This is a genomic window from Anabaenopsis sp. NIES-4685, from assembly GCF_059725405.1.
This window is the reverse complement of record NZ_AP043602.1, coordinates 331,580-356,319: the sequence shown is the minus strand read 5'-3', so window position 1 is coordinate 356,319 and position 24,740 is coordinate 331,580. Positions and strand designations below refer to the sequence as shown.

General features: G+C 41.7%; 21 protein-coding genes, 1 tRNA gene and 3 pseudogenes. 13 read left to right on the top strand and 12 right to left on the bottom strand.

Going from position 1 to position 24,740, the window contains the following annotated elements; all coding sequences use genetic code 11:
* Positions 1-135 precede the first annotated feature (135 nt).
* The 3 genes from AC6IZ0_RS01605 (at position 136) to mreD (ending at position 2,703) form a co-directional block, all read left to right on the top strand.
* Complete coding sequence (locus AC6IZ0_RS01605) at positions 136-1,143, top strand: rod shape-determining protein (RefSeq protein ID WP_497724817.1); 1,008 nt, start codon at positions 136-138, stop codon at positions 1,141-1,143.
* Between the two features lie 53 nt (positions 1,144-1,196).
* Positions 1,197-1,961: a rod shape-determining protein MreC gene (mreC, locus tag AC6IZ0_RS01600; RefSeq protein WP_497724816.1), complete on the top strand. Its 765-nt coding sequence runs from the start codon at positions 1,197-1,199 to the stop codon at positions 1,959-1,961.
* Positions 1,962-2,070: 109 nt separating this feature from the next.
* Positions 2,071-2,703: a rod shape-determining protein MreD gene (mreD, locus tag AC6IZ0_RS01595; RefSeq protein WP_271733614.1), complete on the top strand. Its 633-nt coding sequence runs from the start codon at positions 2,071-2,073 to the stop codon at positions 2,701-2,703.
* A gap of 800 nt (positions 2,704-3,503) precedes the next feature.
* On the opposite strand, the pseudogene AC6IZ0_RS01590 reads toward mreD, so the two are convergent.
* A pseudogene (locus AC6IZ0_RS01590) lies at positions 3,504-3,769 on the bottom strand (ISAs1 family transposase); the annotation flags it as partial.
* A gap of 65 nt (positions 3,770-3,834) precedes the next feature.
* Between AC6IZ0_RS01590 and AC6IZ0_RS01585 the strand changes: the two are divergent.
* Together AC6IZ0_RS01585 and ribD are read left to right on the top strand one after the other, a co-directional pair.
* A complete protein-coding gene (locus AC6IZ0_RS01585; RefSeq protein WP_271733503.1) occupies positions 3,835-3,981 on the top strand; it encodes a hypothetical protein in 147 nt (48 codons plus the stop codon).
* 106 nt (positions 3,982-4,087) lie between these two features.
* Positions 4,088-5,341: a bifunctional diaminohydroxyphosphoribosylaminopyrimidine deaminase/5-amino-6-(5-phosphoribosylamino)uracil reductase RibD gene (ribD, locus tag AC6IZ0_RS01580; protein WP_497724815.1), complete on the top strand. Its 1,254-nt coding sequence runs from the start codon at positions 4,088-4,090 to the stop codon at positions 5,339-5,341.
* Positions 5,342-5,401: 60 nt separating this feature from the next.
* Here the strand turns inward: ribD and AC6IZ0_RS01575 are convergent, their stop codons facing one another.
* The 3 genes from AC6IZ0_RS01575 to AC6IZ0_RS01565 all read right to left on the bottom strand — a co-directional run bounded on the left by AC6IZ0_RS01575 (position 5,402) and on the right by AC6IZ0_RS01565 (position 9,473).
* The gene (locus AC6IZ0_RS01575) at positions 5,402-5,617 is read right to left on the bottom strand and encodes a hypothetical protein (RefSeq protein WP_271733501.1); all 216 of its coding nucleotides are present in this window, start codon (positions 5,615-5,617) and stop codon (positions 5,402-5,404) included.
* Positions 5,618-6,166: 549 nt separating this feature from the next.
* Positions 6,167-9,061 carry a protein DpdE gene (gene dpdE, locus AC6IZ0_RS01570; RefSeq protein ID WP_497724814.1) on the bottom strand — a complete coding sequence of 965 codons (2,895 nt, stop codon included), beginning with the start codon at positions 9,059-9,061 and terminating at the stop codon, positions 6,167-6,169.
* A 43-nt stretch (positions 9,062-9,104) separates the two neighbouring features.
* Positions 9,105-9,473, bottom strand: a complete 369-nt coding sequence (locus AC6IZ0_RS01565) for a hypothetical protein (protein WP_497724813.1) — start codon at positions 9,471-9,473, stop codon at positions 9,105-9,107.
* Between the two features lie 175 nt (positions 9,474-9,648).
* Here AC6IZ0_RS01565 and AC6IZ0_RS01560 point away from each other — a divergent pair, with 175 nt between their 5' ends.
* The 4 genes from AC6IZ0_RS01560 to AC6IZ0_RS01545 all read left to right on the top strand — a co-directional run bounded on the left by AC6IZ0_RS01560 (position 9,649) and on the right by AC6IZ0_RS01545 (position 11,881).
* Entirely contained in the window at positions 9,649-9,987 is a 339-nt protein-coding gene (locus AC6IZ0_RS01560; RefSeq protein WP_271733498.1) for a hypothetical protein, read from the top strand.
* An 85-nt stretch (positions 9,988-10,072) separates the two neighbouring features.
* Positions 10,073-10,390: a YtxH domain-containing protein gene (locus AC6IZ0_RS01555; protein WP_271733497.1), complete on the top strand. Its 318-nt coding sequence runs from the start codon at positions 10,073-10,075 to the stop codon at positions 10,388-10,390.
* Between the two features lie 44 nt (positions 10,391-10,434).
* A complete protein-coding gene (locus AC6IZ0_RS01550; RefSeq protein WP_271763743.1) occupies positions 10,435-10,887 on the top strand; it encodes a hypothetical protein in 453 nt (150 codons plus the stop codon).
* 187 nt (positions 10,888-11,074) lie between these two features.
* The gene (locus AC6IZ0_RS01545; RefSeq protein WP_497724812.1) at positions 11,075-11,881 is read left to right on the top strand and encodes a TPM domain-containing protein; all 807 of its coding nucleotides are present in this window, start codon (positions 11,075-11,077) and stop codon (positions 11,879-11,881) included.
* A gap of 38 nt (positions 11,882-11,919) precedes the next feature.
* Here the strand turns inward: AC6IZ0_RS01545 and AC6IZ0_RS01540 are convergent, their stop codons facing one another.
* Both AC6IZ0_RS01540 and dapB read right to left on the bottom strand, forming a co-directional pair.
* The gene (locus AC6IZ0_RS01540) at positions 11,920-12,606 is read right to left on the bottom strand and encodes a DUF8619 family protein (protein WP_271733493.1); all 687 of its coding nucleotides are present in this window, start codon (positions 12,604-12,606) and stop codon (positions 11,920-11,922) included.
* 18 nt (positions 12,607-12,624) lie between these two features.
* Entirely contained in the window at positions 12,625-13,461 is an 837-nt protein-coding gene (gene dapB, locus AC6IZ0_RS01535) for a 4-hydroxy-tetrahydrodipicolinate reductase (protein ID WP_271733492.1), read from the bottom strand.
* Between the two features lie 203 nt (positions 13,462-13,664).
* Here dapB and AC6IZ0_RS01530 point away from each other — a divergent pair, with 203 nt between their 5' ends.
* The 4 genes and pseudogenes from AC6IZ0_RS01530 (at position 13,665) to AC6IZ0_RS01515 (ending at position 16,672) form a co-directional block, all read left to right on the top strand.
* Complete coding sequence (locus AC6IZ0_RS01530; RefSeq protein ID WP_271733491.1) at positions 13,665-14,441, top strand: CobW C-terminal domain-containing protein; 777 nt, start codon at positions 13,665-13,667, stop codon at positions 14,439-14,441.
* Positions 14,438-15,250, top strand: a complete 813-nt coding sequence (locus AC6IZ0_RS01525) for a metallophosphoesterase family protein (protein ID WP_497724810.1) — start codon at positions 14,438-14,440, stop codon at positions 15,248-15,250. The genes AC6IZ0_RS01530 and AC6IZ0_RS01525 overlap by 4 nt, the downstream gene beginning before the upstream one ends.
* A 21-nt stretch (positions 15,251-15,271) precedes the next feature.
* Positions 15,272-16,026: pseudogene (locus AC6IZ0_RS01520) on the top strand (metallophosphatase).
* A 361-nt stretch (positions 16,027-16,387) separates the two neighbouring features.
* The gene (locus AC6IZ0_RS01515) at positions 16,388-16,672 is read left to right on the top strand and encodes a DUF427 domain-containing protein (RefSeq protein WP_271732419.1); all 285 of its coding nucleotides are present in this window, start codon (positions 16,388-16,390) and stop codon (positions 16,670-16,672) included.
* A 155-nt stretch (positions 16,673-16,827) separates the two neighbouring features.
* Here AC6IZ0_RS01515 and AC6IZ0_RS01510 read toward each other — a convergent pair whose 3' ends face one another.
* The 6 genes and pseudogenes from AC6IZ0_RS01510 to AC6IZ0_RS01485 form a co-directional block, all read right to left on the bottom strand.
* On the bottom strand, positions 16,828-19,680 hold the full coding sequence (locus AC6IZ0_RS01510) for a hybrid sensor histidine kinase/response regulator (RefSeq protein ID WP_497724808.1): 2,853 nt from the start codon (positions 19,678-19,680) through the stop codon (positions 16,828-16,830).
* A 636-nt stretch (positions 19,681-20,316) separates the two neighbouring features.
* A pseudogene (locus AC6IZ0_RS01505) lies at positions 20,317-21,390 on the bottom strand (methyl-accepting chemotaxis protein); the annotation flags it as partial.
* A 708-nt stretch (positions 21,391-22,098) separates the two neighbouring features.
* The gene (locus tag AC6IZ0_RS01500) at positions 22,099-22,599 is read right to left on the bottom strand and encodes a chemotaxis protein CheW (RefSeq protein ID WP_497724807.1); all 501 of its coding nucleotides are present in this window, start codon (positions 22,597-22,599) and stop codon (positions 22,099-22,101) included.
* Positions 22,600-22,606: 7 nt separating this feature from the next.
* Positions 22,607-22,984: a response regulator gene (locus AC6IZ0_RS01495; protein WP_271732410.1), complete on the bottom strand. Its 378-nt coding sequence runs from the start codon at positions 22,982-22,984 to the stop codon at positions 22,607-22,609.
* Between the two features lie 60 nt (positions 22,985-23,044).
* Positions 23,045-24,103, bottom strand: a complete 1,059-nt coding sequence (locus AC6IZ0_RS01490; RefSeq protein WP_271732409.1) for a response regulator — start codon at positions 24,101-24,103, stop codon at positions 23,045-23,047.
* 533 nt (positions 24,104-24,636) lie between these two features.
* Positions 24,637-24,718 (bottom strand) — tRNA-Leu (locus AC6IZ0_RS01485).
* Between the last annotated feature and the right edge of the window lie 22 nt (positions 24,719-24,740).

The window sequence follows — 24,740 nt, the reverse complement described above, 5'->3', positions numbered from 1 at the left end:
GCTTGCTGGACTCGGCGTGAAAAAAATAATAGAATCGGTGATGATTAACTGTAACAGTTTTTAGCAAATCAGTATCGCAAAGAAGGGGCATAGAGACGCGTGGGGCTTTTTAAGAACTTTCGCTCATCGTGGGGTATGGGTATCGACCTTGGTACAGCCAATACCCTAGTTTATGTATCAGGTAAAGGGATTGTACTCCAAGAACCTTCAGTAATTGCCCTGAATCAAAATGAAAAGGTAGCACGTGCGGTAGGAGAGGAAGCTAAAAAAATGATCGGACGTACACCTGAAAATATGATTGCAGTCCGCCCTTTGCGTGATGGTGTAATTGCTGATTTTGATATGGCGGAGCTGATGTTAAAAAACTTTATCCAGCGTGTAAATGAGGGTCATTCTCTGATTTCGCCTCGAATCATCATTGGTATACCTAGTGGTATTACAGGGGTAGAAAGACGGGCTGTAATGGATGCAGCAGCCGAAGCTGGAGCAAGAGAGGTGCATTTAATAGATGAGCCAATGGCTGCAGCAATAGGAGCGGGGCTACCTGTTGCCGAAGCAACAGGTAATATGATTATTGATATTGGTGGCGGGACAACGGAAGTTGCAGTGCTCAGTCTCCAGGGTACTGTCATTAGTGAATCAGTGCGTATCGCTGGTGACGAACTGACTGAATGTATTATAGTATACCTAAAAAAAATTCATAACTTGGTAATCGGAGAACGAACTGCTGAAGAGATAAAAATCCGCATTGGTTCCGCCTACTCTACTAATGATAATAATGATGCCATGATGGAAGTCCGGGGCTTACATTTGCTTTCTGGGTTACCCAGAACTGTCACAGTCAAAGGGGCAGAAATTCGTGAATGTATGTTGGAACCGCTAGCAGTAATTATAGAAGCTGTGAAGCGAACACTGGAACGCACGCCGCCAGAATTAGCCTCAGACATTATTGACAGAGGAATTATGTTAGCTGGTGGTGGTGCTTTGCTTAAAGGGATAGATACCTTGATTAGCAATGAGACAGGAATTGTCACCCACATTGCCCCTGATCCTCTCTGTTGTGTTGTGCTAGGAACAGGTCGTGTGTTAGAAAACTTTAAACAGCTAGAACGTGTTCTGAGTGGACATTCGAGCCATATGTAGTCAGAAATATCAGATATTTAGTTTCTATTTAGCTAGGAATTTATAATATATAGATGGTTACTGTGCGTCGTTGGTGGAAGAGTAAACTACTACAACTCGGTTTACTAAGTTTAGTAGTGAGTAGTGCTTGGATGTTGAGACAGACCCAGGGTTATTTGCTGTTAGAAATGTATCAAATACTTGGCAGTCCATTAGAAAATTTACGGGCTAAACCCAGTTCAGAAGAACGTCTGAATCAAGTCCGCTTGTTGGAGTTGGAAACGCGTATAGCTGATTTAGAAAGTCAAAATGAACAACTAAAAAATCTATTAGGTTATATTGAGAGGTCGCCATTCAAATCACGCCCCATTCCAGCGCGGGTAGTGGGACGTAGTGCTGACCACTGGTGGCAACAGGTGATCCTAAATCGCGGCTCCAATGCAGGCATTAGAGAAGGCTTTATTGTCAAAACTTATGGCGGCTTGGTGGGTTTGGTAGAGACTGTAACTCCTAATACTAGTCGTGTATTGTTAATTAGCGACCTGAAGAGTCAAGTGGGGGTCAAAATTAACCGCACTTCATCTCAAGGGATTTTGCGGGGAGATTCTTCCGCGGAAGGGGTGCTGGAGTTTTATGAAAAAGTGCCAAATGTTCAGGTAGGTGATTTAGTATCTACATCTCCCTATAGTCAGAAATTTCCGCCTGGTGTGCCAGTAGGACGAGTTAAGTCTCTAGATTTGCAGCAATCTGTAGCATCAGTGGCAAAAGTTGAGCTTTTTCCGCCGATAGCTTCATTAGATTGGGTAGCGGTCTATCCGTTCGTACAGCTGAACGATTAGGTATTTAGTTTAAATCCCAGAATTATATGCTAGGTGCTAGACTTTGGCATCCCGTAGCTAACAAAGCCAGAATTGACAACCAAAACTTGAGTTAGATTGAGTTAAAAAGATGCCTTCATTTAGCGGTAGCAGGCATAACAAGCCAAGAGCGCTACAACGAAAGTTAAAAATTTTATATAAGCCTCTTGCTCACTGCCATCCCTTTACACTTCAACTGCTAAATTGGGTAGTAACGGTTGCGTCTGTGCTGTTTTGTCTGCTGATGTTACCAACGCGGTTTGTGGGTATGGAATTATTGGGTATTGGGCCGAATTGGCTATTAATTTGGGTGGTTTCCTGGAGTGTCAAGCGATCATTCTGGGAAGGAATGTTAGCTGGTATAGTGCTGGGACTACTTCAAGATGCTATGACCTCACCTCACCCTACCCATGTGATTACTCTGGGTTGTGTGGGGGGGTTGACTAGTTTGCTACAAAAGCCCCGTTTTATCCAAGAAGATTTTATTTCTATTGCTTTAATTGTCTTTGTGATGGCAGTTGTGGCGGAAACTATCTTTGGACTAGAGTTAACTTGGATGAACAATGCCGACGGCGGGCAAAGCCTACGCAAAATGGAATATATTTGGTCATATTATCAACGTGTATCTCTGGCTTCTGCCATTCTCAGTAGTCTGTGGGCACCTGTATTTTATTATCCATTAAACCTTTGGTGGCAGAAGATAAAGTTATTAGAGCAGGGGTAGAAATTCCAGTTTGGGCAATGCCCGATTTTTCACGAATTCGGTTGACTTATCGGTTAATTTAAGCATGAGATTCACCCCTCATGCTCGGCTTCAAAACCGTGCGTGATGTTTTAAAATCACACGGATCCTCCCCAAGTTAACTCTTGTCATGGGGACTAAACTGAGTTGAAAGTTTGCCGATACCACCGTGTATCTGGTCGTGACAGTGTAGGTGTACAGCAGTTAAATTATCCAGACGGTTATCCGTGTGATTTCTGTTTTTATGCTGGATTTCAATAAGGTCATCAGGATGAAAGTTCAGCCCACATTCGGCACATTTTCCCTTTTGTTTCTTGATGGTAATAGTTAGAGGATGTTTGGAAAGTGTTAAACAGGTAATTTTTATATTAGGGAACAGGGAACAGGGAACAGGGAACACAGGAAGGATTGGGAAGGATTGGGAAGGATTGGGTAACACACAAAAAACAATAAAATTCAGTCCCCTCCCCTTACAAGGACAAGACTTGGTGGACAAGGTGGACAAGGTGACCACCGGAGAAAAACAGTACAAAGTCTGTATTCTTAGTAAGAAAAATAGCCCATTAAAAGACCATTCTCCGTATAAAATCTTCCTTGTCCACTTTCCTTCCTTGTCTTCGGTAGTCTTGCCTTTCACAGATCATATTAAAAACCTACCCTTGTAAGGAAGGGGGTGGGGTCAAACAATAGTTGATACACTAATCATGACTTATCAAACATCCTCTTAGGTTGATTCACAATTAAGAGCGTTGAGAAGCTGAGACAGCAATTGACCAAACTTAACGAATTTCAGTACGATGATGTCCCTTCTCCACCCTGAAAATTTTGTACCAATGCCGTTTCAAACCATTGTTTTACTTGATGATATAAGGTGGGATGATTAGCCTTGAGTGCCAAAAGATAAGCTTTTTTAAAGATAATCTTGTGGGCAATCTCCGTTTGAGTTCCCATGGACTCAATGCTGATAATTGACCCTGCTATCTCCATTAACTCTAAATAATGCCGGAATTGCCGTGATTTCATTGGATTTATATTCCACATTTATCCGTACAACTAAACCATCTTATCAGTGAACTTTAATATCATAAATGCAATAACATTGTATATACACTGATGAAAGAAAAAGTATTGACAATTAGACTCTCAGCACGTAGAAAGCATAAATTAGCTTTATATGCAGTGCAACAAGATAAAACAATTACCGCTTTAATTGAAGAATGGATAGATCGTCTAAAACTTGACAGCGGGAAAGCGGGCTAAAGCCTGCATCGTCGTTTTCATCCCCTGGCTAAAGCCGAGGGGCTTTGAACCTACATCTTTGTAACAACAGCTAGCGTGCAAAATATTGAAATTACCGCCCAAAATTATGGATAATTCGCGTGAAACCTACCCTATTGTATCTGTAGCCCCTAATCCTCAGGACAATGGGCTGATATTGCGAACTGAGAAGTCAGGACTGGCGCTTTCGCCGGTTCAATCGAATTCACCAGAGAAACCCAGAATAGGCAGTGACTTTGACCGGGCTATGATGCAACGGTGTTTGGTACTGGCTGTCCGTGCTTTGGGACGGACTTCACCTAATCCTCTAGTGGGGGCGGTTGTTGTCAAAAATGGAAATATTGTTGGGGAAGGATTTCATCCCGGAGCAGGTCAGCCCCATGCAGAAGTTTTTGCCTTGAAAGCGGCGGGTTTTGGCGCGGACTCAACTCAAGAGAATCACGCTCGTGGTGCCACAGTTTACGTTAATCTGGAACCTTGTAATCATTACGGACGTACTCCCCCTTGTTCGGAGGCCTTAATCGCGGCTGGTGTGGCTAAAGTAGTTGTGGGTATAGTTGACCCCAATCCTTTGGTTGCTGGAGGAGGTATTGCTCGTTTACGTGCTGCAGGTGTACAGGTAGTTGTCGGGGTAGAAGCCGAAGCCTGTTATCAGATAAATGAAGCTTTTATCCATCGCATTTTATATAAACGACCTTTAGGGATTTTGAAATATGCCATGACTTTAGATGGTAAAATTGCTACTAGCTCTGGTCACAGTGCTTGGGTGACAAACCAAGATGCCCGTAGTCAAGTTCATCAACTACGGGCAGGTTGTGATGCCATAATTGTCGGTGGCAATACAGTCCGAAAAGATAATCCTTACTTAACCAGTCATCAAGTAGGATCCCATAATCCCCTGCGGGTGGTGATGAGTCGTCAGATCAACTTACCTCAAGATGCCCACCTGTGGGACACTGCTGACGCTAAAACTTTGGTGTTGACAGAGCCGGGAAGCTCGCCTGATTTCCAACATTTCTTACGCCAAAAAGGGGTTGAGGTTGTAGAGTTAGCATCCCTGACCCCACACCTTGTCATGAACCATTTATACGACCGCGGTTTTTGTAGCGTTTTATGGGAGTGTGGCGGTAGTTTGGCAGCCAGTGCGATCGCTCAAGGTGCGATACAAAAGATTCTGGCTTTTATTGCTCCTAAAATCATTGGTGGTAGTCATGTCCCCACACCTGTAGGTGACTTGGGTTTGACGATGATGAACACAGCTCTGAATTTAGAAAGGGTTAGTTGGCGGGTAGTCGGGTCTGATTGCCTAGTTGAAGGTTATTTACCGCAAAAAAACTCATAGTTAACAGTTCACAGTCAATAGTTAGGACTATTGACTGTGTCATTTGTGAGAATGTCAACTCTAACACTGTCGCTCATAAGCAATATCCCGTATCAGATTCAGCCGAGATTGGATGTAATCACTGAGGTAATCGGCTTCTTGGGGATCTAATAAAGCTTGCTTTGTAGTTTGTTTTACCAGCCATTGCACCAAGCTAGCATCGTCCATCTGCAATAAGATCCTGGTTTGAGAATTTTCTACCACAGACCAAAGCTGACGCAGAATTTTAGGAGTCATTAAGACCTCAAGTTTATCATTAGCTTAGCTTTCCTTAGATTACACAATTTAGTCCGCAGATTACGGCTCAATATACAAGCTGAGACAAGTATTATTAAAAACTTAATAGAAGGATTTATAACTTTATGAAGATTAATTATTCCTTGATGGAAAGATTTAACAAAAAGTTACTCAAACAGTGTTTTTATTATGCCATTTATGATGAATAGCTGTTGTCTCCAGTTTCTGGCTATTAGTTTATTATTAACCACTATAGCTGTTCTCTTCTAGGTGATGTATCTGAAATAGTTAATTGACTACAGATTTCTACAGATAAACACAGATGTTTTTCTCCCTGATGAAAGTGGGAAGACATATATAGCTAATTTGTGCAATTCTACTTGATTTTTAGAGATTTGCGAAGTATTTGGGTTCATTTGTTGATTCTTAAAAACCAAAAACCCCGGTGGTCAACCGGGGTGTTAGAGTCTGGAATATTTAACCAGGACTACCACAACTATAGCAGTTCCTACTTTTTTTACCTGCTAAATTCGAGCATATTGGGGAGATTTATAGAGGATTTCGCCCAGATACGATGATAAAACCGACAGAATCAAGTCGAATCTGGGGCTGATGAATTCCCTCTAAAATGGCCGCACTCAATGCCATTTCTATTTTTAATTCTTCGGCCAGTGCTGAATCTTGGTTTTGCCGATTTAGTCGCAGTTGTAATTGCTGTACTTTTTTGTTTAATTTCTGCTTGGCGACTGGAGCAGATTGTTGGTATAATTTTATGAATTTACGATGCTGTAGCAATAATTCTCGAGAACGATGACGCGCTTCATAACAAAAATCCTTCCACTGGCTAGGCTCGACAAAAGTATCAATCACTCCTAAGCGTTCTTTTGCCAAATTATAATCCCGATATTGATCATTTTTCCTATCTTTGTAAGGTCGTTGTAGGATATTTAAGAGTGATTGATCTTCAACCATACTGATGGAATGATTGCGACCATCTATAAAGATAGTTTCTAACAATGGGGGAAATAAAGCATCAACACGCCGTTTCAAAGTTTCGTATTGGTAATTATCGAGTTTGTTGGTTGTTAAAACCTGCTTGACAGCTTCTAAATTTGCTTCGACTACATAATTACATCGGAAGCCAAACCATTCCTTACCTGCTGTAGCATTCCAAGATTCATCCGTGCGCCATAGAGCAAAGGCTTTACCTCTATCATCCCAGTTTATATAGCTGACGAGTGCTTCTACTAATCCTTCCCCCGTCCGAAATAGTTTAATACCTGAATTCTGGTTGGCTACCCGGCGATTGTAACTACCAAATTGTTCTGTATTATGATTAGCGAAGTAAGTTTTCAACTCGTCTAGAGACACCAAAGTGCGAGTTGTCGGTTGATAACGCTTAATTTCTGCGGAATTGGGATTATTAACTAACTTGAATCCTAATGCATCACACATCCAGCCTTCAATTGCTTGTTTAATCCCTAGATGATTAGCATCGTAATCATCTAGGTCTTGAAAATACTTGCAAGTATTTTCATCGAGAATATCAATTTCATCGAGAGCAGTCTGCTCGCTAATTTTCAAGGTTTCGGCGGTGATTTGTTGCTGAATCTGGTCAATCACGGCTAATAATCCCGCAGCACTTGATTTGAACAAAGCTGTTTCTAATTCTGGGAGTTTCTCATCTACGTAAAATTGTAGACTGGCTATTGATTGACCAAAAACACCAAACCCATTTTTCAGAAGTTGATACCAAGCATTGTGTTGACTTTCTTCCAAGTATGGCCCAATCAATGCAAAAGATTGAACTCCAATTTTGCTGCCAATGCGGTCAAATCTGCCAATTCTTTGCTCTAATTGATTAGGTGACCAAGGCAGGTCAAAGTGAATGAAGCAGTCGGCAAATTGCAGGTTGAGTCCTTCTTCCCCAGAGCGATCGCACACTAAAATAAAACAGTCGGGGTTATTCTGGAATCGAGTTAAATTTTGGGCAACTTTTTCTCGTGGTTCACCAAATTGATAGCTGGCGACTGTTTGTGCACCAAAGCTATGAGATAAACGTTGGACAATTTGTCGGCAGGATTGTACAAAACTGGTAAATACAACGATTTTTGGTAAAACATCCCCAGGCATGGGGCGGCGAATTCTGTGCTGTATCCTGGTGATTAATTCTGCCTTGTTTCTGCGAACACTGCTGGGGATTTTGAAGTGTGTAGCTAGCTGATTGAGTAGCACGGTGTTTAAATTTTCTGTGCGTTCTCCTTCATCTAGAGGTTGACGCAGAATTTTTAAACAGGATTGTAAAATTTCTTCTTCGCCTGGGAATTTAGGGGTTGTAGTTAAGATGCGAAGATCATTTTCTGGAAACTCTGGGATAAGTTGAGGTGGGGTTTTACCTGTTAGGCGTGTGGTAACTACCTGTTCTAAAATCCCTAACCAAGTACCAGAAGCTAGGAATAACAATAGAAAAATTCGTTGATATTGCTGCTCGTGAGGGGCGACGGTACGCCATTGTTCCATCAGTTGGTGAATATCAAGGGATCGCTCGTCTAAATCATATTCTTCTTTTGGTGTCACATCCCGATCAAATATGACATCTTCCACCGCAGCGCGACGATTACGAAGTATACGACGATGCAGCCGATAGGTTTCGCTAACGTGGGTACGAATAGCTCGGATAATTTCATCTTTCTGAGCAGATTGAGCTTTTAAGCAATTTTCTAAATTGTTTAAAAGGTTGATGACATACTCATCCTCAGCCAACAGATTTCGTAGTTCATGGAGGTGAGTTGTGAGAACATCGACATTATTTGCACCTCCTGTCAAGCCGAGGAGAACTCTACCAATTTCCCGACAATTTTGTACCCTGGCGCGAAAACCTGGTAAATCATTGAGTTTATAGGTAATTGGGTCAAGCAGGTGCAGCATGGCGAGAAAATTCTGCTCGTGGTTAAGCACAGGAGTAGCAGATAATAACAGCAAGCGATCGCTTTTATGAGCCAGATTTTTACAAGACTCAAAACGCTGACGCATGGCTGCATCCCTAGAAGTAGCCATAGCTGCAATATGGTGGGCTTCATCGAGAATTAAGCAGCCGATATTGGCTTTCTGGTTGATTCTATGGATATCTTCAACCGCCAGCACCACCACCCGTTTGCCAAAATGAGAGATGTAAAATTTATGTTCTAACTCAGTCTGCCATTGTGGGAGCAAATATTGGGGAACCAGTACCACTGCACCTTTTTTTGGTTCATCCAGAAGAAATTGACGGAGAATAGCACCGGCTTCGATAGTTTTTCCGAGTCCCACCTCATCTGCGAGTAAATAGCGTTGAATTGGGTCTTCCAGTACCCGGCGAACAACTTCGACTTGGTGGGGATAAAGTTCAATGTTGGCTGAAATCAGCCCTCTCATTCCATGGCTAACAGCCCGTTGCTGAATCAAAGATTTAACAAAAGTTAATCTTCTGTCATGAAAGTAGGGTGTTTCATGTCCCTTTCATTGCCAGAGTTTCAATAGGGTCTGTAATGGGGATATTACAACGGACATAAATTTCTTGTTCCGTGGCAATTGTAGTTTTCTTGTCGGGTAAATCAATTTGATACATTTCTGTATCTTCATCCCAGTTACAAATTCGGCCAATTAACCATGTATCCTGGGTTGGTAAGCTAATGTAGCATCGAGTTTGAGGCTGAAGCCTAACTTGAGATAGAGAATCTAAAGGTAAAGTTTTTTGGAGGCGTTGACCTCCTGAGCAGAAATACTCAACCATCACATTAGGTTGAGATATCTCAGTCACTTTTCCTACTCCCAAATAGTTTTGTTGGGACTGCACCAATGAACCAACCTCAATCATATTTCCCGTTATCTGAAGATCCTAAGAAGCAATAGCAGCTCTCCACAGTAGCTTGATCAGCCAAATCTGGCAACTGAGAAAATTTTCTCTGGGATTTGTAGCTAGAAAGCCTTGTGCAACTGATTGATACTGATGGTCTGAGGCTATGATGAAGTCAGGAGAAAATCAGAGCAGGATGGTAAAGATAGTTGTCTTAATTAACACTCTTATGTCACTGTTACTACTCTACATAGCTTGGCGAGTGTGGAAACTAAAGCAGTGGATAGAGAGCATAGCTGATCAACTGAACGCCTATGAACAAAATACTCATGCATTACTGTATCAAGCACCTGAAAATATTGATATCACCCAGCAAAAAATTTATAGCCTGCGCCAGAGAAACCAAAAGCTACAGTTACAAATTCAACAGGTACGTCAAATTATCAGTCTGTTATTGTTATTAAAGGGATTCTGGGGTCGTTCTTTTGGCGGCATAGGGTTAAGATTAAGCAACAAAACCAAGATTTTCCACTGATATCCTGTCAGGTTCAATAAATTAGATAAAATCCTTTGAACTGACCACGGTAAAAATCACAGCTAAGAAGGAGAGAAATAATCAGATGTCTGATAACCGTTCTGGACTATTTATTGGCGGTTTCATGCTCGGAGCTACTATTGGGGCTTTAACTGGGTTGCTAGTAGCCCCGCGCACAGGGCGTGAAACCCGGAAAATTTTGCAAAAATCTGCTAATGCTATCCCAGACTTAGCAGAAGATTTATCAACAAGTGTACAAATCCAAGCAGATCGTCTTTCTGCCAGCGCCATGAGAAATTGGGATGATACCCTGGAGAAACTACAAGAGGCGATCGCGGCTGGTGTAGATGCGAGTCAACGCGAAAGCCAAATCCTGAAGCAGCAACAAGCTCAAAAAGACTAACATTCTGTTTTCCCGCAATTGTAAAGCTTATATATGGCATCACCGTGATTGATCCCTTATTTTGGTTGGGACTGTCTTTATTATTAGTCGCCACCAGTTTGACTGCTGTTTTAGTAGCGGCCATACCGGCGTTGCAGGAGTTAGCACGTGCTGCGCGTAGTGCAGAAAAGTTGTTTGATACTCTCTCACGGGAGTTACCACCTACCTTAATTGCCATCCGCAAAACTGGTATGGAACTCACAGATTTAACCGGCGATATCGGCGAAGGTGTACAAAGCGCGGGTAAAGTTGTGAAGCAAGTTGACCAAAGCCTCGACATTGCTAGAAAACAGGTGAAAAATGTGCAAATTGGCACTCGTAGCCTGGTTGTAGGTGTGAAAACTGCTTGGAAGAGTTTTACACGCCCAAAACCAACCAGACGAGTTGAACGACTAGCAATTACTGAACAAGCACCGCAAACCTTGAGACAACGTGAAGCCCTCAAGCATAGAGACTAGGGAGTAGGGGGGAAAAGGAACTTCTCAATCCCAGCCCCCAGTCTCTAATTTCCATTTTCAAAACTGAGCTTTGCTTAAATACCTTAGATTAGAGTAAAGTAAACAAGTGTAAAGAAGTATTAGTTTTCCCATACTCTTTTAAAACAACTTGTTCACTTCTACTGTGTATATTTGTATAAGAACGTCCATGCAGTCTTGTTTTTGGCGAAGAACTCTGGTATGTATTGCTGCATTTTTACTAGCTGGGTCTATGTGGGTGATGCACTCGCCTCCGGCGCTAGCTTATGATAATCCTGACTTATTACCCAACTACCAAACTCCAGTTATAGATTTAGCTAAATCTCTCACAGATATCCAAGAAGCAGAACTGGTGACAGATTTAGAAAAATTTGAAGGTGAAACAGGGTGGAAATTGCGAGTATTAACCCAGTATGACCGCACCCCTGGTCGCGCAGTAATTAATTATTGGAATTTGGATGATAAAAGTATTTTGCTAGTTGCTGATTCTCGTGGCGGTAACATTCTCAGCTTTAGCGTGGGGGATAAGGTTTATGAACTTCTACCGCGGACTTTTTGGATAGAATTGCAAACGCGCTTTGGAAACTTGTATTTTGTGCGAGAAGAAGGCGAAGACCAAGCCATTTTACAAGCCTTAAATTCAGTTAAGGGCTGTTTAGTTAAGGGTGGTTGCTCGGTGGTTCCTGGACTACCTAGAGAACAATGGATACTGACACTGATTACCTCTGTGGTGGGGGGGATAGTTTGTGGATTTGCAGCTCACCCCCAAAAAAAAGGACAGATTATTGCTTGGCAATGGGCTTTAATTTTTTCACCTTTGTGGGGAATTTTGTTTATTGCCTTTGGTATTGGACCAGTAGTGACTCGGACGAGCGATTGGTTACCTTTAGTTCGTAATATTTCTGGTTTTCTCATTGGGGCTTTAGTGGCTTACCTGTCTCCTGGTTTCACTCGCTCTTCTAATGCTGAGTCGTAAATTTATGGGTGCTGAGTAAAAATCAAAATACTCAGCACTTAAGGTTCTACTCTTGGGCGACGGCGTCGTGGTGTTTCTGGTTGTTTCTTGCGCAAACGGCGACTGACTTCATTAAAGAAATCCCTGCGGACATAAGGATAGTCATTCACCCACAAGTCATGACTGGGAATGTATACATCGCTGAACTCTTGAATACTGCTCAAATCAGAACTGTTGGACATGACAATCATTTCGGCGATTTGACCACGAGCAATAACTTTGTGTGCATTCCGCAGTGGCGCTTGTAACTCTACGGCAAATCCTGTATTATCACCGATTTCTAGGTTAATTCTTTTTTCTCGATTTTCAACAATTACTAATTCACCTTTATTGTTTACGGTTTCTTGTTTACCCATCAATTGGTCTGTAATCCACCAATCGATGATTCGACCCCGAAAAAAGCCGCTGTACTTATAACGGCGGCATTTTGCATTGCGGATACTGGCCTGAAATACTGGATACCACAGCCAAAAAAAAGCACCCATTACCCCAACTAAAAATGTAATGGGGCCAAATTCTAGCCTTAACAGGACTTCCCCTAGGAGAATTAGAGCCATGGCTATGACAGAAATTAACAGTCGCTGCAAAAAATTGGCAAATTTACCCGCGTAGTACTGGTACTGAGAGCCGGTAGCAATCAGGGGGATGAGTTGTTCAAATTTTTTCCGAGTCAGTGGGACTAACATAATTGCTGAGTTTGAAGGTTAGAGGATTTTTTCTAATCCATACACTAACGACTTTAGCTGGGAGACTTTGCGAATTGCTAACAGCACTCCTGGCATATAACAGGAGCGATCGCTTGTATCATGTCTTAATGTATAAATTTGACCAGGTGCGCCAAAAATCACTTCTTGATGGGCTATGAGTCCCGGCAGACGTACACTATGAATTCTAATTCCTTCTTGGGCTAAACTACCTCTAGCCCCCGGTAATTTTTCCGTCTCTTCTACAATAGCACTGTTAAAAGGTTTACCGATTTCTCCTAGTAACTGTGCTGTTTGAATTGCGGTACCACTGGGAGCATCAGCTTTTTGGTTATGGTGGAGTTCAATAATTTCTACATGGTCGAAATATTGGGAAGCTGTGACTGCGGCTTGTTGTAACAATACCATGCCAATGGAAAAGTTAGGAATAATCAGACAACCAGTACTAGCCTTTTCGGCAAAGTCGGCTAAGTCGTTGATTTGTTCTGGACTTAAGCCAGTAGTACCAACCACTGGACGAATACCATAGGCGATCGCACTGCGAATATTGTCATACACTCCATCAGGATGGGTAAAGTCTACCATCACCCCTGGAGGAGATTGTCTATCACCAGCTACATAACCTAGCATGGCTTCTAATTGGTTGGTAATGGGGACTTCCAAAGGTTCGCTTAAACCTACCAATTCTCCAGCATCTTGGTCTTGATGTTCTGGACTGGTGTCAATTGCAGCCACTAAGTTTAAGTCTGGCGCTTGTGCCACTGCCTTAATGACTTCGCGGCCCATTTTGCCCGCCGCACCGTTTACAATAACTGGAATAGGAGCTTGATTAGTCATGTTTAGAGAAATACTTTAATAAGGCAATTGTAGAGAATTTTTACGGTAAACTTCCATAGTTCCGGTTATAAGGTCAATTAAAATACCAATTTGACTACCAGACACATCAGTCCTCCTGAAACACCTAAGTCTATTTTGGCATTTCCGTTGCCAGTCAGGGGTATTTAGGTGACAAGTGCTATGAAAATGATTATCATTTAATTATGAGTATACCAATGATTACCGTTGTTGCTGGCCCGGCTGGTTGTGGCAAAACTACTTGGATTTGTCAACAGCTAGGTAATACACTTTGTGCTGAAAACGCCATTTATTTTAGTCCTGGAAGTGGGAATGTCCCCATTGACCAAGTACGCCTAAGTGCTGAATTTCCAGAGGTGAAAGTTTTTACTGATGGACAAGAAGTAGAATTTCTCAACCAGCTAGCAGGCGCACAGAAGATTTATATAGAAATAGGATTTTACTTAGAACTAGGAGCAATTAACCAAATTATCGGCAATGTACCATACCAGTCTGTAGCAATCTTACCATCACACCTGAAAGATTCGGAATATCACATCTGGGGAGAAAAAATTGTCAAAGGGCTAGATGTTGAAACCAGTATTGCCGAAAATCAGATTTGGCGATCGCCTACCAATGGTGAAATTATCGACGAGGATAGCTTGAATGAGTTTTGGTATGAACTATCTCAGGGTGCTTATGGTAAAGTCAGCCGTGCTAAGGGAATTTTTGACGTTGCTGATGGTAGAGCGCTATACGCGGATTTTGTGGCGGGTGTAGGGATAACAGATTTTTTAGAATTAGACTTACCACGCCACTTAGAAGGTAGGCCGCGGCGATTTAGTGGCTTAGAAATTTGGGGACAAAACTTGGACGATCCCGCCATGAGAGAAACATTACAAGATTGCTATTTGTCAGACGCAGCGATCGCACAATACCAAGAACAAGTAAAACAGATACTAGTTGAGGAGAGTATACAGTGAAAATAGCCGTTATGTCATGTATTCATGGCAATTCTCAAGCCTTAGATAGCGTCTTATTAGACATAGACCAGCAAAAAGCTGATAAGATATTTTGTTTAGGCGATTTAGTCGGATATGGGCCTGATCCCAACGGGGTAGTTACACAAATTCGTTCTCTAGATATTCCCACCTGCGTCGGCTGTTGGGATGAAGACATAGTAGAAGGCTTGAATGCTTGTGATTGTAGTTATCCTTCCTTATTAGCTGAGAAACGGGGAAAAATTGCTCACGAGTGGACAAACAAAGAAATACATCCAGAACACCGGCAATTTTTCGCCCAATTACCCCACAGTTTACGTGAGGAAAATTTAGCTTTCGTTCATGGTAGCCCCCACAGTAACCACGAGTACCTGTTACCAGAACTTGACGCGTTTTCCGCCTTAGAGCGAGTAATGTCCACAGATGCTGATGTACTTTTTTGTGGACATACCCATGTACCTTATGTCCGTGATTTAGATGCAAGTAGTTTACAAATTCGTGTCCAAGGACAGGAAAAAAAAGCGAAAAAAATCAGCTTTACCACCTCTTTGAAAAGGATTATTAATGTTGGTTCTGTAGGGGAACCGCGACATGGTCGCCCCAATGCAACTTATGTAATTTACGACACAAATACACAAGATGTGAGTTTGCGGGAAGTACCTTATGACTATCAGAAAACCTGTGCTGCAATTATTGAAAAGGGTTTACCAAAAATATTTGCTTGGCGTTTAGCCCGGGGGTTGGAATTTGCGGAAAGGGCTGATGACCCGACTCATGTTTGTACTCGTTGAAATCTAAAATCCAAAATTTGTATGACTAAGTGGGCAATTTTAAGCGGAATTGAAGGTAATTTGGTGGCCTATGAGGCCGTAATGGCTGATATTAAGCGTCAAGCTAATGTCGAAGCGTTGTATATTTTAGGTGATTTAGTGGGGGCCAGGCGCGAAACTGAACAGTTAATCAAACGGGTGCTGAACCCCGGCGCGGAGAACCAGAACCACTGATTTGTAAAGGTTGGTGGGAAGAACAATGTTTGATTCTGCATGGACTGGGAGGAAGTGGGGAACCTACACAATTGATGGGGAAATATGGGGGAGAAACAGTTAAATTGCTCTGGGAATGCGTTTCCCGTCCTATGGCACAATGGTTAATGACCTTAGACTTTGGTTTCTTTGAACTGGATTCTTTGTTAATTCACGGTACAACGGTAGCAGTTGACGAGGAACTTACCCCAAACACTTCCCCAATTCAAATCCTAGACCGCTTGTCACGAATGCAAGCCAATAATTTGTTTTGTGGTCGTTCTGGTTTGGCTTTTCAATATCAGCTACAAGCAGGGTCAATTACCACGGGAGTCACAACTCTAGATAGTCCCGCTTCTCCCCAAACTGTGCAAATCTCGGCGCGTCAAGTTGTCGGGGTGGGTAATGTTGGCAAACAGCCAGGGGAGGCAATTTATACTCTCTATCATCCAGGGACTAATCATGTAGAGTTTAGAACAGTCCGCTATGGACTGAGTAAGGGTTTTCAGTACCCGTCGGATGTCAAAGCTAAAATAGCTAACTGATTAAGATCTCTTGTCGGCGCACCTTGGATCAAAAGTGCTGAGTAAGGATATAAAGAATAGACAATTCCAGTGTGGCTGACATTGACACTCCAAAATGGTTCAGTACCAAAAGCTCGGAATTCTTTATTCTGGGGGGTTGAATTCCTGGGAATGAAATAGATATTGTAATTATTAATACGTTTTTGTGGCAAGTAAGCACCCAGTGCCAATAACAAAGTGTAAAACATCTTAGTTTTCATCACAAATTATGAACTTTATGTCTAATTGTGAAGTCATTAGGTCGAATTTGGCAGAATTACTGTGGCTCAAGCTGATGGAGTGTCAAAATGTTAAGTGTACAATCTATTCACTCAAGTCACTTATGCCGAAAGCTATTTGGAATGGTACTGTGTTAGCCCAAAGCGATCAGACAATTTTGGTAGAAGGTAACCATTATTTTCCCTCTGAATCGATTAATCAGGAATACTTCCAAGACAGTAACACCCACACTACTTGTCCTTGGAAAGGTGTTGCTAGCTACTACACCATTGAAGTTGATGGACAAACCAATAAAGATGCGGCATGGTACTATCCCAGTACGAAGGAGAAGGCTAAACATTTTCAAGGCTATGTCGCTTTCTGGAAAGGTGTAAAAGTCGAGGCTTAGTTCTTAGTTGGCATTGGTAACACTTGCGACTTATATCCTCTGTGTTTTAGCGATATAATTTTACCTGTAGAGCAAAATATATGGTATCGGGATTTTGTTAACTACTGTATATTTTGCTCGTTTTTAAGCAATTAATTCGGGTATAATTGACAATATCATGGCGATATTGGCATTTCGGTGACATTCCCAATAATTTCTGCCAGGGTGTTTAATAATTCTTCCTCTTGATAAGGTTTACGAAAATAAGCCTCAGCGCCTAATTGCATGGCTAATTCTCGATATTGACTGGTGCCGTGAGATGAAATCATCACAACTGGAATGTTTTTCATCTCAATATCTGTTTTGATGTAACCTAAGAAAGCATAACCATCAAGACGGGGCATTTCAATATCACAAATCACCGCAGCAACTTTTAAGCCACTTTGAAGTTTTTCCAATGCATCTTGACCATCTTGAGCTTGTTCCACTTGATAACCTCCTTTTTGCAAAGTCATGGTTAAGAAGCGACAAACATTAATTGAATCATCGACAATTAAAATTGTGCCTTTATGATCATCAATTCTCCCTGGTAGTTTATGGTGATTAAAGACAGGTAAGGCTGTTTTTAAACCGACTGATGATAATTGATTGTTTTTACGAGTCCCCTGGTGACTGGCAACCCATGCCAGCAAATCGTTGGTATTAACTAATACTAATACTCGTCCATCACCTAAAATTGCACAGTTACTCAAGCCTTTTGGTAAAGGTATATTACCCTCAACTTGGCGAATAGCTACTTCCTGCTCACCCCAGCAACGGTCTACTTGGATAGCTACTGGCTGATGACTACCTTTGAGGATTAAGACGCTGTTAGCGTTAATCACTGGGGGTGTTTCCAGTTCAGGGTTATTGTAGCGTGGACAATTAAATTGAAAATAGCGACTCAAGTTAATCAATGGTAGGGTGTTTCCTTGCCAACTGAGAAAGGCGCTCCCTGCTATTGAGAATACTTGCTCTTTTTGCAGTAGAAATATTTCGGCAACGATTTCTGTGGGAAATGCCAATAAGATTTTATTGCTTTCTACCACGAGAACTCTGGCTACGGATAGTGCCAATGGTACTGTCAGAGTAAAGGTAGTACCTACTCCTAGGTTGGTATCAACTCTAATTTCTCCTCGCAGTGATTTAAGGTTATTACGTACTATATCCATGCCAACACCACGACCAGATAAGGCGGTGACTTGGTCGGAAGTGGTAAAGCCTGGTTCAAAAATTAGCGATAATATTTCCTCGTCGCTGGCATTAGCTAGTAAAGTAGCATCTAATCCCATTGCTACCGCGCGAGAGCGAAGGTTTTCTAAAGAAATACCCCGACCATCATCACGCATGGTAACAATTATGCGATTACTGCGATGGCTAGCTGTAATTTCAATTAATCCCTGTTCTGGTTTACCTAAAGCCCGACGAGTTGCCGGATCTTCGATACCATGATCAAAGGCATTTCTTAATAAGTGCATAATTGGCTCATTTAAGGCCTCTAAAATGCTACGTTCAATTAATGTATCTCTACCTTCAATTTTTAGTTTGACATTTTTACCATACTCGACATTAAGAGCATGCAATGCTCTGGGAAAACGCTCCACTAAATCGGAGAAGGGACGCATCCGAATATGATTAATTTTTCTCCCTAATTGTTTGGATGTTTGGTTAAGTTTGCGAGAAATTTGATCTGTATCATCAACGCTTAATTGAATATCAGTTGTGACTTCTTGTAGCTCCACAATACTTTCTATAATTTCATGCGATCGCCGGTTAATCTCGTCTTGGCGATCCATTTCTAATGTAGGGAATTTTTTTATATATCCTAGCTGATATTCTCCGAGCGATCGCACTGGGTTTGTGTTCACAGATGGATGGGCGATTTTCTCATATGTTGTCCGCAGTTCATAGTTTTCTCGCTCTAGAGTTTGGACTCGCTGATGCAAACTTCCCACGAGTTTACGGAGTTTTTGCAGTTGGAAATTTAACCCATTACGCTGGACAGTAAGTTCCGCAAATAAATCATGAATTTGATCCAGTTGTTGAATAGGAACGCGCACAGTATTTTCTCTGGGTTCCCAGTCTTTATTTAGATCCTCTGTATGGGTAATATATTTATCGGCTACGGTAGTAATTTCAGAGGAAGATATTGTATTTTTTGTTGGTATTGCTTCTGCTGTTGTCTGTACTTCTTCAGCTATATAAATATTTACCTCCTTCAGATATATCTCAGTGGGTAAAATCTCCGCTTGATTTGTCAATACCAAAGCTTGCGATCGCCGCCATGCTTGCAAAGCTAACTGGACAACTTCGGGAATGCGCTCTCTGGTGACAGTGCTGATATGATGCGCTATCGATTCACAAAGACTCGTAAAGGCTGGCAATTGTAGCATTTCTCCCAAACCGCCCAATTCAGCCGCCATGATAGCCACTTCCTCTTGTAAGCAAGGCTGAGAGATGTCTGCCAATACAGACTCCAGACGCTGCAAACATCCTTCCACTTCAGTTTGAAACAGCATCGGGATAATATCTTGCCCATCTTCGGGTGATAACATGGTGGCAGCATCTTCAGGAGAGGGTTCGCCCAGGTGATCTCGCAGTTCCTTAAATACTGGATAACAAAAACTATCTAACCACTGCTGTTCTATCTCATTTCCTTGTGATAAGGATTCTATGATTTGCCTGAGCCAGTCAACTGCTGAGAGTAGTAAATTTTGTGCGTGAGGGTCAACATCACGGGAATTTTTACGGGTTTTTAGGACTTTAAAAGAATCCTCTAGACGGTGGGCTAAATCACTAAGAGTCCGATATCCCATCATTCCAGCCCCCCCTTTGATTGAATGGGCTGCTCGAAGTGCAGCGTTAATTCTCTCCAAGTTGATGCGCTTACTGGTGTCCATTTCCAGCAACACTGCTTCTAGGGTATTAAGATAATCTCTTGCTTCTTCGAGAAACTGCATCTGGATTTCCAGTTCTTTATCCTTTGACATATTCTTTATGTTCTGTTCCAATCTTGAAGACAAATATAGCCACTCTTATCTATAATAAGGAGCATCCCGAATATGCACAAGGCAGTTTTGATGTTCATCTCCGAAATCCTTCCATCTCGGCGGGAAAGAGAGCGTTTTCAATTCTGTACTTTTGTAAGCAAAAAGATTGAAAAAAAATATCTCGCTTTCATATGTGACAAATTTACTATCAAAACAAAAAATAGTTTTATTTCCCATGACTGTGATCATGACCGATACCTTTTCGCTAACATTTGCTCACAAATACACTCACGAAGTCAGATTGCTTTCCAGTTGGCCTTAATAGTTGAATCTTGCAGCAGTTTAACTGTGGTACTTTGACACTCCCCACGGCTAGAAGCCTGGGGATTCTTGCTTTGCGGGTATTCTCATGAATTTACCCGCGCTAACGCGCCGCTCCGCTAACACCAAGCATCTTCACCGTATGCCCTAGGGCTGCAAGCCCCCTAATAAGAACTACTTGAGCGGCTGCAACATCCCTATGAGTGGTATAACCACAACTTGAACACGCATGATTCTTTTGCCAGTTACCCGTATTGTAAAACTATAGGTAACAGGGTTCCTTTCAAAAATTTATGGAATTCCCCGAGACAAAATTCACAGCACCTTGAAAGTTGCCACTGCGTCTTGCAATTGCTGGGAAATCTCCACAGTTTTTTGCAAAGATTGGGAAACCACACCAGAAGAATCACGGGTACGTTGGGAAATAGAAGCCACTTGTTGCATTAACTGGCTGACCTCTTGGGAGGTTTGTAACTGGGATGTAGTGGCATTACAAATTGACTGTACCAAAGCATCTATTTGCCCCGATACATCCAAAATCTGACCCAGATTTTCCTTGGCGGCGGCCACCATTTTTGTACTTTCCACTACTTGGGAAGTTCCTATTTCCATTGACTGCACCACTGCGGAAGTTTCCCGCTGGATATTCTCGATAATTTGCTCAATTTCTTGGGTGGCTGTGGCGCTACGGATGGCTAATTCTCCTATTTCTTCGGCTACTACAGCAAAACCTTGTCCTTCCTCACCCGCTCGGGCTGCTTCAATACCTGCATTGATAGCGCGTAAATTAGTTTGGGTGGCAATTTGGTTAATTAAGGACACCACGCGGGAAATTTGTTGCGAAGAATCCCCTAACCGTTGAACTTTCTTAGTAGTATCGCCAACTGTTTCCTTTAAACTCAGGATATTTTGCACTGTTAAATCCATTGCTTCTCCACTCTTGATGGCATTTTTAGCAGCATTGTGGGCAACAACAGCAGCTTTTTGAGCGTTTTCCGCTACGCTTTTCATAGAAACAGTCATTTGGTCAACAGCATCCAGGGCGCAGCTGATTTCGGCGGATTGGGTGAGTGCTGCTGCTGCGAGTTGGCGAATTGCTGCGTCGTTAGTACCAATGGACACATTTACTTGGGTGGCTGCTTCTTTTACCTGAGTAACAATGTCCCGGAGGTTTTCGATAATAGAGTTGAAAAAGTCGGCGATAGTGCCAATTGCTCCCGTTGTCACCTCGGCACGTACTGTTAGGTCACCGCCAGCGGCACTTTCTACTTGATTGATTAGTTCTAAAAGTTGTATTTGCAGTGTTTCGTTAGCACCTTGTTCTTCAGTCTTGCTGGTTTTTTGAATGGTCTTTTCTCTAGTTAAAACCTCTAATTGTAGGGCTAGTTGATGAATATTTGCGTGGATGATTCGTAAATCATCTTGGCTGTATCTGTCTCCAGGAGCTTCGATTTCAACTTTACCAAGTTTTGATAATTCCCCAGATGCATTTAAAATTTGCCGTGTGGTATAGCTCGCTAACCAAACTATCATTACCACTGCTATTAATACTATCAATCCTGTTAGTAGTATGGGGCTGCCTATGATTTCTTGCAATTGTCTTGAAATACTATGCTTCGGCTGTTCGTCTTGGGATTGGCGAATCAAGTCACCTTGACCATTGACTATGGCAATTCTGTCATTATTTGCTATGGTATTTCTGAATACCGTCAGCATTTGAATATCTTCATATGTAACCAAATTTAAGGTGTTGACTTTGTGTGTTGACCTTGTAGCGGCCTGATCAAGTTTGTGCACCGATTGAAAAGCAAAATAAGCGATCGCACCTATCCCTATTGTTTGTATACTGGTGATAGCGATGGCTAAAATCGTCTTTTTCATCAACAGAGTGCCTCGTTGTAAATGTCCCTGTATAACATGATTAACTGTTGCATGATGCCTGTTTGAGTCTTTTACATGACCATCGGTAATTTCTGTGGGTGAAATGGAAGATGCTGGATTTTGAGGATTACTAATTTGACTCATAGCGGTTTTGTTAAAGATAGTTTTATTCGCTATAATGGGGGTGATAAATAAATATCAAATGTTTTTCTGTATTTACACATGATCACTGCAAAGAATCGGGGAATCCACAATACTCGATGCATCCAACACCAGCCACATTTCTGGTTTCTGAACAATGCCTCGCACATAAGGCTGTAAACTAGCGGCTACTTTTCCAGAGGGAGACTGAATGTCATCAGAGATCAAGTTACTTATACCTGTTATCTCTCGTACAACTAAACCTAAAACTACAGATTTTACATTAATTAGGATGACATTGTATTGCCGAAGCCTGATATTTATAGATTCTAAATTGAGCATTATTGGCAAGTCGATTACCCAAATTATGTGACTGCGCCAATTCATCAAGCCTAATACACAAGGCGGCATATTAGGCATTGCAGTGACAGATTCTACGGGTAATATAACTGCTTCTTGAGTGTGATTCATGCTCACAAGAGCAGTGGTTTGTTGATTTAATTTAAACTTAAGATACAAATCACCCTTGTTGCTCTCTTTGTCTTTGGCAGAAAAAATACCGTTAAAATTATTCATTATTTGATTACATCGTCACTGATTTAATAGCACGCAGTAACTGTTCGCGTGTATATGGCTTAGTCACATAGGCATCAGCCCCTTGTTTCATTGCCCATAATCGGTCAATTTCTAGATTTTTGGAACTGCAAATAACTATTGGGAGTTTTCGAGTGGATGGATTTTTTTTCAACGAACGGCATAACTCAAATCCACTCATTCCAGGCATGACTACATCAGTAACAATTGCGTCTAGCTGTTCTGAAGCAGCTTTGTCTAACGCTTCTTTGGCACTAGTGGCATGAATGACATTGTAACCACTATCTTTGAGATAATGGCTCATTAGTTCTAATTCGCTGGGTGAATCGTCTACAAGCAGTATTTTGCCCACTAGAATAATAGTCATACTAAAATTTTCTCAAGATAAAACTGATATGATCAGTATGATCAGATGGACGTATATATACTATTCCAGATGCTTAAACAACATTTTGAGTAAATCTTGCTGTGTAAAAGGCTTAGTTAAATACCCAGATGATCTGACCATTTTTGCCTTGGCTTTGTCAATAAATCCTTTTCTACTCGTCACCATAACAATGGGGATGTTCTTCAGATCTGAATGCCTCCTTAATAGGGAACACAATTCAAAACCTTGTAAATTCGGCATCTCTACATCTAGTAAAATTATGTCTGGTTTAGATCGTATAATTTTCATTAACGCCTTTAATGGATCATTGATTGCCACCACTGAAAATGTATCACCTTCCAGAAAAAGTTTTATAGAATCCAATATTGTTTGACTATCATCAATACAAACAACTGTATATACCTTTTCTCTCCCAAATGTCTGAGAATTGTCATGATTCTTGTTGTCAGCAGTTTCAGTATTGTTTACCCGAGAGAATTGTGGGCTATTGAGAAATTCCGACGGCGTTTTTTTAAGAGGTAAAGCCGGGGAACCTTGACTAGCCTTAACTGATGAGTCGATATTTAGCTGATTTCCTAACTGCTTGTGACAGTATTCAACTAGTAACCGCAAATCTAAATGGCAGAATTTTGGTAATTTTTCCCAGCCATCCTCAATGGAAAATTGATAATTTCCTGCTTTTAAGGAGAGAAATGTTGCTAGGGCTTCTTGGGATAATTGAGATATCAGAGTTTCTGCTTGGCTGGGGGTGATAAGTTCCTGACGTACCAACCAGCAAATTGCTTGATAATCTGCATATGGCATAGACTGACTTTCATTTTTGGGTTCAAACATCAGCCGGATTTGTACACGAGTGGCACTGTCTAGAGTGGGAACTCTCTGACTTAAGCGGTATAGGTGATGATCCAGACGCTCAAATAGTCTGTCTGAATAAGATGCGTAAGTGAGTTTACCCTCCTCTATATTAATTAACCAAGAAGCCATTTGAGTATATACGCGTAAGTTACCAGTAGTATGGCGGCCTGTGAGTTGTGCTAACAGAGATAAGGGATGTAGTTTTTGGGGTACCCGGTGGCTAGTTACAGAAGTCATGTTCATGTTACTTTTATTTCCTCACCTTTGTCTGAATCGAACTATATGTATGATGCCCTTGGGAGTAATATGTAAGATGAATGCCATTGGATGCAATGTCCACTGGATCATCAGTTGTCATATTGGCACATTTTTCTCAAGCTGCGCTGGTATCCATATTGTTAATTTTGGTTTTCAAGAGCTAAATATAATAGCAGCATAATAACATGATCAAAGCTGCTATTATATTTCAGTATAAACAAGGTAAAATAATATTTTTAACTGGCATAATTACTGTCAAACAGGGCACATTTTCATCACACACGGCTCTAGGCGGGAAACTATCCCCTGTTTCCAACCCATGAAACATAGGCGCTACTGAGTGAAATTATCAGTTACTCAGGTTAGCTGCCGCCCAAGCCACCTAGGAGAAACAAAGAATAGATGGTGTTTCTCTTAGGAGCAAGGGGCAATTAGAACTATGTTGGCAATGCCAGAAATCAACTTAGTGACCTTACCCTCAGATATTGATGGCTGGAGTTTAATTACTGCATTTAAAATGCGGATGAAAGGACTTGAACCTTCACTCCTCTCGGAACTAGAACCTAAATCTAGCGCGTCTGCCAATTCCGCCACATCCGCATCAGACTTTCATCGTAGCACA